This window comes from Burkholderia sp. NRF60-BP8 (genome assembly GCF_001522585.2).
GTDB lineage: Bacteria > Pseudomonadota > Gammaproteobacteria > Burkholderiales > Burkholderiaceae > Burkholderia.
On the sequence record NZ_CP013373.1, the window covers coordinates 1,515,282 to 1,529,089 of the forward strand.

Annotated in this window: 11 protein-coding genes; 5 read left to right on the forward strand and 6 right to left on the reverse strand. The window is 68.7% G+C overall.

The window, feature by feature from the left end:
• Positions 1-78: 78 nt before the first annotated feature.
• Both WS54_RS20400 and WS54_RS20405 read left to right on the forward strand, forming a co-directional pair.
• Entirely contained in the window at positions 79-2,442 is a 2,364-nt protein-coding gene (locus tag WS54_RS20400) for a UvrD-helicase domain-containing protein (RefSeq protein ID WP_034207079.1), read from the forward strand.
• Positions 2,442-3,236, forward strand: coding sequence for a 5'-methylthioadenosine/adenosylhomocysteine nucleosidase (locus WS54_RS20405; protein ID WP_442861320.1), 795 nt, complete (start codon positions 2,442-2,444; stop codon positions 3,234-3,236). Before WS54_RS20400 ends, WS54_RS20405 begins: the two co-directional genes overlap by 1 nt.
• Before the next feature lie 69 nt (positions 3,237-3,305).
• Here WS54_RS20405 and WS54_RS20410 read toward each other — a convergent pair whose 3' ends face one another.
• Complete coding sequence (locus tag WS54_RS20410) at positions 3,306-4,544, reverse strand: MFS transporter (protein WP_059780253.1); 1,239 nt, start codon at positions 4,542-4,544, stop codon at positions 3,306-3,308.
• Positions 4,545-4,947: 403 nt separating this feature from the next.
• Here WS54_RS20410 and WS54_RS20415 point away from each other — a divergent pair, with 403 nt between their 5' ends.
• Complete coding sequence (locus WS54_RS20415) at positions 4,948-6,621, forward strand: methyl-accepting chemotaxis protein (protein ID WP_059780254.1); 1,674 nt, start codon at positions 4,948-4,950, stop codon at positions 6,619-6,621.
• 21 nt (positions 6,622-6,642) lie between these two features.
• On the opposite strand, the gene WS54_RS20420 is transcribed toward WS54_RS20415, so the two are convergent.
• Genes WS54_RS20420 through WS54_RS20435 form a run of 4 tightly spaced genes read right to left on the reverse strand, consistent with a single transcriptional unit; the run spans position 6,643 to position 11,537 of the window.
• The gene (locus tag WS54_RS20420; protein WP_059780255.1) at positions 6,643-7,518 is read right to left on the reverse strand and encodes an efflux RND transporter periplasmic adaptor subunit; all 876 of its coding nucleotides are present in this window, start codon (positions 7,516-7,518) and stop codon (positions 6,643-6,645) included.
• A 12-nt stretch (positions 7,519-7,530) separates the two neighbouring features.
• Positions 7,531-7,734, reverse strand: a complete 204-nt coding sequence (locus WS54_RS20425; protein ID WP_034207084.1) for a DUF1656 domain-containing protein — start codon at positions 7,732-7,734, stop codon at positions 7,531-7,533.
• A complete protein-coding gene (locus WS54_RS20430) occupies positions 7,731-9,935 on the reverse strand; it encodes an FUSC family protein (protein WP_059780256.1) in 2,205 nt (734 codons plus the stop codon). The genes WS54_RS20425 and WS54_RS20430 overlap by 4 nt, the downstream gene beginning before the upstream one ends.
• A 15-nt stretch (positions 9,936-9,950) precedes the next feature.
• A complete protein-coding gene (locus WS54_RS20435) occupies positions 9,951-11,537 on the reverse strand; it encodes an efflux transporter outer membrane subunit (RefSeq protein WP_059780257.1) in 1,587 nt (528 codons plus the stop codon).
• Positions 11,538-11,694: 157 nt separating this feature from the next.
• Here WS54_RS20435 and WS54_RS20445 point away from each other — a divergent pair, with 157 nt between their 5' ends.
• Positions 11,695-12,636: a LysR family transcriptional regulator gene (locus WS54_RS20445; protein ID WP_059780258.1), complete on the forward strand. Its 942-nt coding sequence runs from the start codon at positions 11,695-11,697 to the stop codon at positions 12,634-12,636.
• A gap of 117 nt (positions 12,637-12,753) precedes the next feature.
• Positions 12,754-12,906 (forward strand): hypothetical protein, encoded by a 153-nt coding sequence (locus tag WS54_RS34020; RefSeq protein WP_179955223.1) that lies wholly within the window; start codon positions 12,754-12,756, stop codon positions 12,904-12,906.
• 57 nt (positions 12,907-12,963) lie between these two features.
• Here WS54_RS34020 and WS54_RS20450 read toward each other — a convergent pair whose 3' ends face one another.
• Entirely contained in the window at positions 12,964-13,794 is an 831-nt protein-coding gene (locus WS54_RS20450) for a metallophosphoesterase (RefSeq protein ID WP_059780259.1), read from the reverse strand.
• Positions 13,795-13,808: the final 14 nt, after the last annotated feature.

Genomic DNA, 13,808 nt, shown 5'->3' on the forward strand with positions numbered 1-13,808 from the left:
GAACGGATCGGAAACGGTATCGCGCGGCCGACTTATAATGACGGGTCCGCATTTTTCTCGCCCGTCAGCTGCCGCTCCATGCCCGATCTGCTCGCCAATCTGAACCCCGAACAACTCGCCGCCGTCACGTTGCCGAACGAACCGGCGCTGATCCTCGCAGGGGCGGGCAGCGGCAAGACCCGCGTGCTGATCACGCGCATCGCCTGGCTGATCCAGCAGGGCTATGCGTCGCCGCCTACCGTGCTCGCCGTCACCTTCACGAACAAGGCCGCGCGCGAGATGATGGCGCGCCTGTCGGCGATGATGCCGATCGACACGCGCGGGATGTGGATCGGCACGTTCCACGGCCTGTGCAACCGGATGCTGCGCACGCACTGGCGCGATGCCGGCCTGCCGCAGACCTTCCAGATCCTCGACACGGCCGACCAGCTGTCCGCGATCAAGCGGCTGATGAAGGCGGCGAACGTCGACGACGAAAAGTACCCGCCGAAGAACGTCCAGTACTTCATCAACAACGCGAAGGAGCAGGGGCTGCGGCCGGACAAGGTCGACGCGACCGACAACTTCAACCGCAAGTTCGTCGAGCTGTACCAGGCGTACGACCAGCAGTGCCAGCGCGAAGGCGTCGTCGATTTCCCGGAGCTGCTGCTGCGCTGCTACGAGCTGCTCGCGTACAACGCGCCGCTACGCGCGCACTATCAGGCGCGCTTCCGGCACATCCTCGTCGACGAGTTCCAGGACACCAACAAGCTGCAGTACGCGTGGCTCAAGATGCTCGCCGGCGGCGAGAACGCGATCTTCGCGGTCGGCGACGACGACCAGTCGATCTACGCATTCCGCGGCGCGAACGTCGGCAACATGCGCGACTTCGAAGACGAATTCCGCGTGCGCAACCTGATCAAGCTCGAGCAGAACTACCGGTCGCACGGCAACATCCTCGACGCGGCGAACCAGCTGATCTCGAACAACGCGCACCGCCTCGGCAAGAACCTGCGCACCGATGCCGGCCACGGCGAGCCCGTGCGCGTGTACGAAGCCAGCACCGATTCGCAGGAGGCCGGCTGGATCGTCGAGGAGATCCGTTCGCTGATCAACACCGGGATGGCGCGCAGCGAAGTGGCCGTCCTGTACCGCAGCAACGCGCAGTCGCGCTCGATCGAGCACACGCTGATGTCGTCGGGCATTCCGTACCGCGTGTACGGCGGCCTGCGCTTTTTCGAGCGGCAGGAAGTGAAGCACGCGCTCGCCTACCTGCGCCTGATCGACAACCCGAACGACGACACGGCATTCGCGCGCGTCGTCAATTTTCCGACCCGCGGGATCGGCGCGCGCTCGGTCGAGCAACTGGCCGACGCAGCACGCCTGTACGGCTGCTCGATGGCCGCCGCGATTCCGTACGTGACCGGCAAGGCCGGCACGAGCCTCGGCGGGTTCGCGAACCTGATCGCGAAGATGCGCGCCGACACGCAGCACATGAACCTGCCCGACACCGTCGAGCACATCGTGCGCGCGAGCGGCCTCGCCGATTTCTACCAGGGCGAGCGCGAAGGCCAGGATCGCCTCGAAAACCTGCAGGAACTCGTGAACGCGGCCACCGCGTTCATCGCCGAGGAAGGCTACGGGCTCGACACGCCGGCCCGCTCGATCCCGCTGCGCGCGGGCGCGATCGCGGCGCCCGAGCTGAGCGCCGCGACGGACGATCCGGCGCTCGACGTGCTCGATCCGGCGTCGCCCGCCGACCCCGCGCAGAATCCCGACACGATGACGCCGCTCGCGGGCTTCCTGTCGCACGCGTCGCTGGAGGCCGGCGACAACCAGGCGCAGGCCGGCCAGGACGCCGTGCAACTGATGACGGTGCACGCGGCGAAGGGGCTCGAGTTCTCGGCCGTGTTCATCACGGGGCTCGAGGAGGGGCTGTTCCCGCACGAGAACAGCGTGCTCGAATCGGACGGCCTCGAGGAAGAGCGCCGGCTGATGTACGTCGCGATCACGCGCGCGAAGGAGCGGCTCTACCTGTCGTTCGCGCAAAGCCGGATGCTGCACGGCCAGACCCGCTACAACGTGCGCTCGCGCTTCTTCGACGAACTGCCGGAGCACGTGCTGAAGTGGTTGACGCCGAAGGTCGAGGCCGGGTCGCGTTGGGGCGGCCGGTCGGACAATGCCGGTTACGGGCGCGACTGGTTCGCGCGGCCGGGCGGCGGCAGTCGCGAGCAGATCGTCGATGCGGCCGTGTCCGCGCCGCTGCCGGCGTTCGCGGACAAGCAGCGCGCGGCCGACGCCGGCTTCCGGGTCGGCCAGCAGGTATTCCATACGAAATTCGGCGAAGGCACGGTGACCGCGCTCGAAGGCAACGGCACCGATGCGAAGGCGCAGGTGAAGTTCAAGCGCCACGGCGAGAAATGGCTCGCGCTCGCGGTCGCGAAACTGCAGGCGGTGGAATGATGGACGTCGACATGGCCGTTACGCCTGCCGCCCGGCCGCTCGGCATTCTGGCCGCGCTGCCCGAGGAACTCGGCGACCTGATCGCCGCGATGCGCGCCGACGGCGCGATGAAGACGGTCACGCTCGGCCGCCGCGATTATCACGTCGGCACCGTGCACGGCGCGGCCTGCGTCGTCACGCTCGCGCGCGTCGGCAAGGTCGCGGCCGCCGCGACGGTCAGCGCGCTGATCCACGTGTTCGGCGTGTCGGGCGTCGTGTTCACCGGCGTCGCGGGCGGCGTGTCGCGCACGGTGCGGGTCGGCGACGTCGTCGTGGCCGATACGCTGCTGCAGCACGATCTCGACGCGTCGCCGCTGTTTCCGCGCTACGAGGTGCCGCTGCTCGGCATCATGCGCTTCGCGACCGACCCGGCGCTGACGGCCCGCCTGAAGGCCGCATGCGCGCTGTTCGTCGAAGAAGAGGGCGCGCAGTTCGCCGAGCGCTTCGGGCTGGCCGGCGCGACGCTGCACGGCGGGTTGATCATCAGCGGCGACCGCTTCGTGTCGAGCGAGCGGGAAGTCGTCGCGCTGCGCGACGCGCTGCCGGACGCGCTCGCGGTCGAGATGGAAGGCGCGGCGATCGCGCAGGTATGCGCGGAACACGACGTGCCGTTCGCGCTCGTGCGCACGATCTCCGACACGGCCGACGACCACGCGACGCAGTCGTTCTCGCACTTCCTGTCGGCGATCGCAAGCAGCTATTCGTCCGGCATTCTCGAGCGTTTCCTGACGCTGCATGCGACGACGGCGGCCTGAAGCCGCCGTCGAATCCGCCGTTCGTACCATTCGACAGGCCGCGGCTTGCACGCCGCGGCCTGTCGTTCGTCATGCCTTCTTGCGCCGGCTGCTTTCGAGGTTCGGCAGGAACACCGTCAGCACGCCGATCAGCGGCAGGAACGAGCATACCTTGTAGACGAACGGGATGCTCGTCGCGTCCGCGAGCTGGCCGAGCACGGCCGCGCCGACGCCGCCCAGGCCGAATGCGAAGCCGAAGAACAGGCCCGCGACCATCCCGACCTTGCCGGGCATCAGCTCCGTCGCATAGACGAGGATCGCGGCGAACGCCGACGCCAGCACGACGCCGATGATCACGGTCAGCACGCTCGTCCAGAACAGGTTCGCGTACGGCAGCAGCATCGTGAACGGCGCGACGCCGAGGATCGACACCCAGATCACGTACTTGCGGCCGATCCGGTCGCCGACGGGCCCGCCGATCAGCGTGCCGGCCGCCACCGCCGCGAGGAACACGAACAGGTGGATCTGCGCGGCCTGCACCGACAGGTGGAACTTGTCGATCAGATAGAACGTGAAATAGCTGTTGATGCTCGCGAGGTAGAAGTACTTCGAGAACACGAGCAGCACCAGCACGCCGATCGCGCCCATCACGCGGCCGCGCGACAGCGTCGGGTGGCCGGCCGACGCAGCCTTCTTCTTCATCGACGGATGCTTCTTGTACCAGTGGCCGATCTGCGTGAGCACGATCATCGCGACGAGCGCGGCCGCCGAGAACCACGCGATGCTGTGCTGGCCGTGCGGAATGATCACGAGCGCGGCGAGCAGCGGCCCGAGCGCCGAGCCTGCATTGCCGCCCACCTGGAACACCGACTGCGCGAGCCCGTGCTGGCCGCCCGACGCCATCCGCGCGACCCGCGACGATTCGGGGTGGAACACCGACGAGCCGCAGCCGACGAGCGCGGCGGCCACCAGCAGCATCGGGAAATTCGACGCCGCCGACATCAGCAGCAGCCCGGCGAGCGTGAAGCCCATGCCGACCGGCAGCGAATACGGCTTCGGACGCTTGTCGGTATAGAGGCCGACGAGCGGCTGCAGCAGCGACGCGGTGATCTGGTAGGTGAGCGTGATCAGGCCGATCTGCGCGAACGACAGCGCGAACTGGCTCTTGAGCATCGGATAGATCGCGAGGATCAACGACTGGATCATGTCGTTGAGCATGTGCGAGAAGCTGATCGCGCCGAGCACCGGATAGACGGTGCGGGCGACGGGCGGTGCGGACGGCTGGGCGGCGGCTGCGCCGGCGGAGCCGGAGTCGAGGCTGGTTTCCATGAGAGTTGAACGAGTTGAGGTGGCTGGCGCGCTCTGTTGGGGATCGGCGCGTTCTGGATCGTTGCTGCGTCAAAGAAGTGTAATGTGGCGTATCGAGAATGTCAGGCCAAGTTTTGTCGTGAATCGGACATTCGTGTGACGGATCGGCCGGTGCGTACTTTTTTGAACGGGTATAACGCTGGCGGCGTGTCGACCCGTCAGCGGCGGCGCGCCGGGGCCGGGTGGTGGTTTACCGGACTCAAGAAACGGCGGTGGCGGCCGTAGAACGACCCAATGACAACAGGCGCGCCGCGCCCGGCGCCGGCTACCCGCCGGGCAGGGGGCAGGACGCGCGGCATGGCCAGCCGTCGCGGGAACGCCGGGACCGACCTTTCCGGCAGCGTGATCAATACGGGGTAGATCGATGAAAGCAGCATCTTTGCATCCACAGCCCGGTGCAGCCGCCGCCGCACCCGACGTTGCCGCCGGTCGCGCCGCTCGGCGCGCGCAGGCGGCGCGTCGCGCGCGCCGGCCGTGGACCGTCAAGGCGACGTTGCGCGCCGCATTCGCGATCCTGCTGGCCGGCACGCTCGCGATCGGCATGTTTTCGCTGTGGCAGATCAGCCGCCTGAACGCGTCGATCGCGTCGGTCTACGAGCAGGGGCACGTCGCGAGCCGTGCGGCCGAGGAAGTCCGCGCCGAGGTGCTGCGCGCGAGCCGCGCGCAGAAGATGCTGCTGACCGCGACCACCGCGAAGGAGCGCGACGAACTCGGCGCCGACGTGAGCGCGGGACTCGCGTCGATCGGCCAGGCGCTCGGCACGCTGCAGCGCTATGCGGATCCGGCCGATGCCGGCGATTCGGCGCGGCTGCACGCATTCTCGACGGCGGTCGGCACGTGGAGCGCGCATCTGCGCGATTTCGTCACGCTCGTGCGTGCGCAGCCGCTCGACCTGTCGCAGATGAACTGGCAGGTCGGCACGCAGGACGTGTCGCTGCTGGTCGAAACCGGCAAGCTCGAAAAGCTCGTCGCCGAACTCGTGAAGACGCGCGGCGAAAAGTCGAAGGCGACGCTCGATGCGTCCGCGACCATTTTTTCGTCGTCGTTCGCGATGATCGCGGCGATGACGGCCGCGCTGATCGTGCTGGCCGTCGCGATCGCCGAGCGCGTCGTGCGGCGCCTCGCATCGCAGCTCGGCGGCGAGCCCGCGCACGCGAAGGAGATTGCCGCGGACATCGCGCGCGGCGACCTGACGCGGCCGATCACGCTCGGCCGCCACGACCGCGACAGCATGGTGCGCGCGCTGGCCGAGATGCAGACGGGGCTCGCGGCCACCGTGGGCGAGATCGCGGTGAGCGCCGAGGCGATCGCGGCCGCGTCCGGCGAAATCTCGACCGGCAACCTCGACCTGTCGCGGCGTACCGAACAGCAGGCCGTCGCGCTCGAGCGCACCGCGGCCAGCATGGAGCAGCTCACGTCGACCGTGCGGCAGAACGCCGAGAACGCGCGGCAGGCGAGCACGCTCGCGGCCAATGCGTCCGCAGTCGCGGAGGCGGGCGGGGAGGTCGTCGGGCGCGTGGTCGCGACGATGAGCGAGATCGACGACAGCGCGAAGAACATTCGCGACATCATCGGCACGATCGAGGGGATCGCATTCCAGACCAACATTCTCGCGTTGAACGCGGCGGTCGAGGCCGCGCGCGCCGGCGAACAGGGACGCGGCTTTTCGGTGGTCGCGGGCGAGGTGCGGCTGCTCGCGCAGCGCTCGGCGACGGCGGCCAAGGAGATTCGGGAACTGATCGGCGCGTCGGTCGAGCGCGTGGCGAACGGCGCGGCGCTCGCGCACGACGCGGGCCGCACGATGGGCGACGTGGTACGCGCGGTCAAGCGCGTGACCGACATCATCGGCGAGATCTCGGCGGCGTCGGACGAGCAGAGCGCGGGGATCGACGAGATCGGCCGCGCGGTCACGCAGATGGACGCCGGCACCCAGCAGAACGCGGCGCTCGTCGAACAGGCGGCCGCTGCCGCGAACGCGCTCGACGAGCAGGCGCAGGCGTTGAAGGCGCTGGTCGGGCGTTTCCGTATCGCGGCGTGAGCGCGCGGCGCGCCCGGGCGATCACGACTTCTTCCGCTGATCCGGATCGATGATGACCGTGCAGGTCGTGCCCGCCGACAGCACCACGTCGGCCGGCACTTCGTCGATCCGGATGCGCACCGGCACGCGCTGCGCGAGGCGCACCCAGTTGAAGGTCGGGTTCACGTCCGCGACGAGGTCGCGGCTTTGCGGGTTGTCGCGATCGTAGATGCCGCGCGAAATGCTCTCGACGTGGCCCTTCATCACGCCGCCGCTCATCAGCCGCATCTCGGCCGGCGCGCCGATCTTCACGCGCGGCAGCTTGGTTTCCTCGAAGTAGCCGTAGACCCAGAACGAGTGGCTGTCGACGATCGCGAGCTTCGCCTGGCCGGCCACCGCATAGTTGCCCTTGAACGTCTGCAGGTTCGTGATGTAGCCGTCGACCGGCGCGACGACGCGCGTGCGTTCGAGGTTGAGCTTCGCGGCGTCGAGCGCGGCGACGGCCTGCTGGTACTGCGCATCGGCGCTCGACGCGCTGTGCACCGCGTTCTCGCGGTTTTCCTTCGACACGACGAGCGCGTCGAGGTCCGCGCGGCGGGCCGCGTCGTCGCGGCGCATCTGCAGTTCCGCACGACGGGCGGCCACCGCCGCCTGCGCCTGCTCGACCGCGATCCGGTAGTGCGACGGGTCGATCTGCATGATCAGGTCGCCTTTCTTCACCAGCTGGTTGTCATGCACCGGCAGGTCGACGATCGCGCCCGACACGTCCGGCGCGACGTTGACGATCTCGGCGCGCACACGTCCGTCGCGCGTCCACGGATCGTCCATGTAGTGCACCCACAGCGAGCGCCCGATCAGGATCGCGACGAGAAGGATGACGGCGGTCGCGACGAAGCCGAGGAGTTTTCTGAGCATCATGATGGTTCGGAATCAACGGTAAACGGCAAGACTCAGTCCGCCGCAAATGCAGACGAGAAGGCAGGCCCGGAACAGCGACGGGTGCCAGACGAGACGGTAGAGGCCCGTATAGGCGAGCAAGCGATCGACGGCCCAGGTCGCGATCGCGCCGAGCGCGAACATCAGCACCACCGTGGGCATGTAGGCATCGAGAATGGCGATTTCACGCGGCATCATGACGAGGCTCCGGGTTGAGGGCGCACGGGGCGGTTGCGGTTGAGCGGCTCGAGCGGCGATTCCGGGTCGAGCAGCGCGGTCCGTACGAAATGCAGATGGCTCAGGATGCGCTGCAGCCGGTGGCGCTCGTCACGCGACGGCTCGAACGCATCGAGCGTTTGCCGGGTCGCGTCGATCGCCGCGTTGGTCGCGGCGAGCGTCGCATCGAAACGCGCGGCGCTCGGCTTCGAGAACAGCGCCGACAGCGCGGTGCGCATCGTCTCGATCGCGCGCCGCCACGGCATCGCGGTCGCATAGCGCGGCTCGGACGGCAGCGTCGCGAGCTCGTGACGCAGGTCGATCGTCGCGTTGCCGGCTTCGAGCACCGCGAACATCCAGCGCAGTGCGTCGCGCTGCACGTCGGGCTGGTCGGCCGACAGCGTGTGCGCCTGGTACATCAGGTCGCGCGCACCGCTCTCGAAGCGCGTGCGCAAGCCCGCGAGCCGCGCGTGGCCGGCTGCGACGGCCTGGTGGCGCAGGTCCGCGAACAGCCGCTTCTTGAGCCACGGCGCGGTCGGCGGGAACAGCACCGCGAACGCGATCGCCGACACCAGCATCGACAGCACGAGCGCGAGCGAATCGTTCATGAAACCGGTCGGATCGTAGTGCGTGATGTTGTCCGGGCCGGCGAGGAAGCTGAAGAAGATCAGGTAGCCCATTCCGTAGCCGGCGAGCTTCGGCTTCAGCGTCATGAAAATGCCGATCGCGAGCAGCGGCGCGAGCGCGACGCACAGCAGCGCAAAGCCGTCGATGTGCGGATAGATGCCGAACGTCAGCAGGAAGCCCGTGCAGACGGCGAGCGCCGTGCCCATGCCCATCTGCGCGGACATCGCGGTCGGGCGCGGCGTCGACGACGCGAGCGCGCAGGTGGCCGCGGCCGTCAGCGTCATCGTCACGCCGCTCGGCCACGCGGTCTCGATCCAGAACCAGCCGAGCACGAGGATCACGGTCGCGGTGCGAATCGCCGCGATCACCATCGCCGTCGCATTGGTGCGCGGCTCGTAGCGCTCGATCCAGCGTTCGCGCTCGTGCGTCGCGGTCGACAGCGACGCATAGGTGGCCGCGTACTCGTGCAGGTCGGTGATGAAGCGGTACAGCAGTTCGGCGGCCGTGTCGAAGTCGAGCAGCGGAAAGTCCGGCTGCGTTTCGAGCGCGGCGCGCGTCGCGCGGATGCGGCGCGGCAGCGCGTCGCGCCACGCGAGCAGTTGCGCGGCCGCGTGGCCCGCATCGGCCGACGTGCGCACCGGTTCGCCGGCGGGCGTCAGCAGCAGCGGTGCGATCTCGCGGAAGTACGGCTCGATCGCGTCGATCGCGGCCTGCGCGCCGGCCGCATGCAGCCGGTTCATCAACTGGTGCAGCGCATGGAACCGGCTCGACGCGCTCATGAACTCGCTGTTCAGCCGCGCGAGGCGGCCGCTGCGCATTCGCGTGTCCGGATCCTCGAACACGGCCATGCTGCGCGCGGCCTCGAACCCGACCACGTCGGCGACGAAGCGCGTATGGATGGTTTCGATATGCGCGCGGTCGAGCTGGCCCGACAGCGCCGCCGCGACGTAGTCGACGAAGCTGCCGAAGCGCTTGCGCACCGTCGTGCGCATCTGCTCGCCGGTGGTCTGCGGAAACACGAGCGCGCTGACCACGCCGGCCGACACGATCCCGACCATGATTTCAGCCACCCGCGTCATCGCGCTCATGAACGCGCCGTCCGGGTGCTGCGACGCGGGCAGCCCGATCAGCGCGGTCGTGTAGCCGGCCAGCAGGAAGCCGTAGCTGCGGAAGTTGCGGTTGCGCGCGGCGCCGGCCGTGCACAGTGCGACCCACAGCGCGACCGCCAGCAGGAACAGTTGCGGCTGCTGCGGGAACAGCCCGACGAAGGTGAGCGTCGCGATCAGCCCGAAGATCGTGCCGGCGACGCGGTAGAAACTTTTTGCGAGCACCGCGCCGCTTTGCGGCTGCATCACGATGAACACCGTCGTCATCGCCGTTTTCGGCGCGGGCAGGTCGAGCCGCATCGACACGCCGGTCGCGATGAACGCGGCGAGCAGCGCCTTGAACAGATAGAGCCAGGCGGCGCCGTCGGTGCGGGCCCAGTCGCCGAACGCGGCGTACCAGGCCGCGAGCGGACCGCCGGCGGGCGTGGAAGCGGGAGAGGAGGCTGACATGGCGCGCGCTCCGCGTTACCGTGCGGCCGGCACGGCGGGCGTCCGGGGCGTCCCGGACGTGCCGGCGGCGGCGACTTCCGCGGGCCGGGCAACCGCCGCCGCGGGCGCCGTGCCCGACGGGTTGGCGCCGTCGGCGGGCCGGTCGTCCGCCGGAACGTCCTTGCCCGTCTCGATCCCGCCGCCGAGCGCGGCCATCAACTGCGCGTGCGCGGCGAGGCGTTCCGCGTCGATGCGGGCGGCCGTTTCCTGCGCGCGCAGCAGTTGCTGCTGCGCGACCAGCACGTTCACGTAATCGGTCAGCCCGCGGCGGAAGCCTTCGCGCGACAGTCGATAGCTGCGATCGTTGGCCGCCACCGACCGCGCGGCGTCCTTCTTCTGCGTATCGAGCGAGCGGATCCGCACGACCTGATCGGCGATGTCCTTGAGCGCGCCGACGATCGTCTGGTTGTAGCGCTCGACCGCCTGGTCGTAGCCGGCATTCGCGGCGCCGAGCTGCGCGCGCAGCCGGCCGCCTTCGAAGATCGGCAGCGACAGCGCGGGGCCGGCCGTCCAGCCGCCGTTCATCGCGCGCAGGAAGTCGGTGAACGGCGCGGTCACGCCGAAGCCGCCGACCGTCGCGAGCAGGTCGATGTTCGGGTAGAACGACGCTTTCGCGACGTCGATGCCGCGCGCCTGCGCGTCGACCGTCCAGCGCGCCGCGACGACGTCGGGGCGGCGGCCGAGCAGGTCGGCCGGCAGCGCCGACGGCAGGCCGGCCGGCGCGTCGAGCGCAAGCTGCGGCCGCTTGATGGCGTCGCCGGCGCCCGGGCCCTTGCCGGCGAGGGCGGCGAGCTGGTGGCGCGCGAGCTGGATCGCTTCTTCGTAGCTGTCGATCTGGCGCTCGTAGTCGGGCAGCGTCGATTCCGCCTGGCTCACGTCGAGCTGCGTGCCGAGGCCGGCCTGCAGCCGCTTGCGTGCGAGATCGGCGAGCGCGCGCTGGCGTTCGAAGGTTTCGTGCGCGAGATCGAGCAGCGCGTAGTTCATCGACAGGCCGACATACGCGCGTACGACGTTGACCTCGAGTTCGAGCTTCGCCGCCCGTGCGTCGGCGGCGCTCGCGTGCGCGGTGTCGAGCGCGCGCTCGGTCGCGTTCTTGTCCTTGCCCCACAGATCGAGGTGGTACGACAGGCCGAGCATGCCGGTGTTGTTCCAGGTGTCGGCGTTCGCGAGCGGGCCCGGGCCGTAGTACACGTTGTCCGGCCAGTGCTCGCGCATCAGCGACAGGTTGCCGTTGATCTGCGGCAGTTCGGCCGAACGCGCGACGCGCGCCATCGCCTGCGCTTCGCGCACGCGGGCCTCGGCGGCCGCGAGGGTCGGGTTGCCGGCCTGGGCGGCGGCGATCCACGCATCGAGTTGCGGATCGCGGTACGCGCGCCACCAGTCCGCGGCGGGCCAGCCCGCGTCGCGGTCGGCCGCGCGGATCGCCGCGCCGGCATCGAGCGCGTTCGCGTCGATACGGGTGGACTGGGTTTTGTTGTCGCCCATGCTCGCGCAACCGGCCATTATTAATGAGACTGCAAGAACCGCCAGTGCGAGCGTCCCTTTTGTCGCCGGAGACTGCACGATTTTCTCCCTTTCGGATATAGATGAGTCGGAAGCGATTATATTTTTCAGCGATTCCTGAATATACGGACAACGGTGCAAGTCATTTTTACGAATCTTGAGATAATATTTGTTGGGCCCTGTGCAACAATCCCTCCGGATTCACAGGGGTAACAGGATGGATACGCTACAAAACATGCGGGTATTCGTCCGCGTGGTCGACGCGGGCAGCTTTACCGCGGCCGCCCAGCAGATGAATTCGACCACCGCCTACGCGTCGCGCGCGGTCTCGGATCTCGAGGCACACCTGCGCACGCGTCTCCTGAACCGCACGACGCGCCGGATCGCGCTGACCGAAGCCGGCGAGCGCTATCTGCAACGCTGCGAACAGATCCTCGCGTACGTCGACCAGGCCGAAGCCGAGGCGGGCGACGCGCATGCGCGCCCGTCCGGCAAGCTGAAGGTCCATTGCTTCACGAGCCTCGGCCAGCACTATCTGGTGCCGGCCATCGCGCGCTACCGCGAGCGCTACCCGGACGTGCACGTCGAGCTGACGCTCGCGCAGCGCATGCCCGACCTGCTCGACGAGGGGTACGACGTCGCGATCGTCGTCGGCCGCGATCTGCCCGATTCGGGGCTCGTGTCGCAGCGGCTCGGCGAGAGCTATAGCGTCGTGTGTGCATCGCCGGGCTACGTCGAGTCGCACGGCGTGCCGCAGCGGCCGGCCGATCTCGCGCAGCACGTGTGCCTCGGGATGGTCGCGCCGGGCTTTCACTTCGACGAATGGGCGCTGGCGGGGCCGAACGGCGACGAGGTCGTGTCGATCACGGCGCCGCCGTTCCGCGTGAACGTCGCCGAGGCGCTCGCGGTGGCCGTGCGGGAGGGGATGGGCGTCGGCGGGTTGCCGGTCTATTCGGCAATCGGCTGGCTGCGCAGCGGGCACATCGTGCGCGTGATGCCCGAGTACCGGTCGCACGTGATGAACATCTACGCGCTGTATCCGTCGCGCCAGTACCTCGACGCGAAAATCCGGACCTGGGTCGATTTCCTGCGCGAGGAATTGCCGCTCACGCTCGAAGCCGACGAAGCCGCGCTCGAACAGTACACGCGTGCGACATGACCGCGCAGTCGACCGCAATCTGACGAGATTTGTCCTTCACGCAACATTTTTTTACGAACGTGTGTCGGACAGTTTGATACTGTTGAAGTTAACGAGATACACCACACCGGAGTAGCGATGGATACGCACCTGATGATCGGCCTTGGCGTCCTGCTGGGCGCGGCTGCCGCCGCGGCGGCGACCCGCGACCTGCTGCGTGCGATGAAGGCGAAGGCGCAGATGAAGCCCGTGCCGGTCCGCGTGCGCCAGCCGCGCCGCCCCGGCGGCTGATCCTGCCGTCGCGCCTCAGGGCGGGAAGGCCGCGCCACGCGGCCGTCCGGCCGGCCCTCAGTCGAGTTCGACGACCTTGTCCCACGCGAACGCGGGGTTTTCCCATTCGCCGGTGCGCCGGTGAAGGTAGCCGCGCGGATTGCACACCACGCGCGTGCCGCCGTCCGCAACGTAGTCGAATGACGTATGCGTGTGGCCGTGCAGCCACAGATCCACCGGCGGCCGCACCAGTTCGGCCATGTCCGTGACGAACCCCGCCGACGCCAGATCTTCCGCATAGCGTTCCGCCAGCGAGCGGCGGTGCGGCGCATGATGGGTGACGACGATCGTCCTGCCCGCGAACGGCGCCGCCAGCTGCGCTTCCAGCCATGCACGGCCCTGCCGGTGCAGCGCGATCGCGTCGGCCGGCGCGAAATCCCGTTCCGGCGCCTCTGCCGTCGCATGCACCGCCGCGTCGTGCGGCCAGGTCACCTGGATCAATCCCTTGAAATCGAGCATCACGCGCAGGCCGGCGTCGGTCGCGCGCGCGACGCTGGCTTCGTCCCGGCCGAACAGCGAAAAATCGGTCCAGAGCGTCGTGCCCAGCACGCGGAAGCGTTGGGCGGGATCGACGTAGACGCCGTTGTTCAGGTAATGCACGTTGTCGAGCGCGTGCGCCGCGTCGCACATCGCCGTCTCCAGCGCGCCGAATTCCCCGTCGTAGTACTCGTGGTTGCCCGGTACGTAGATCACCGGCACCGCCGGGTCGAACGTTTCGGCGGCCCAGCGCAGGCCCTCCGCGTGATTGTGGATGTCGCCGGCCAGCACGACGAGATCGGCGTCTGCATACGGGATCGCGTCGGGCAGGTTGCTTTCGAGATGCAGGTCGGACAGGACGCGGACTTTCACGGGATTCGCTCCGG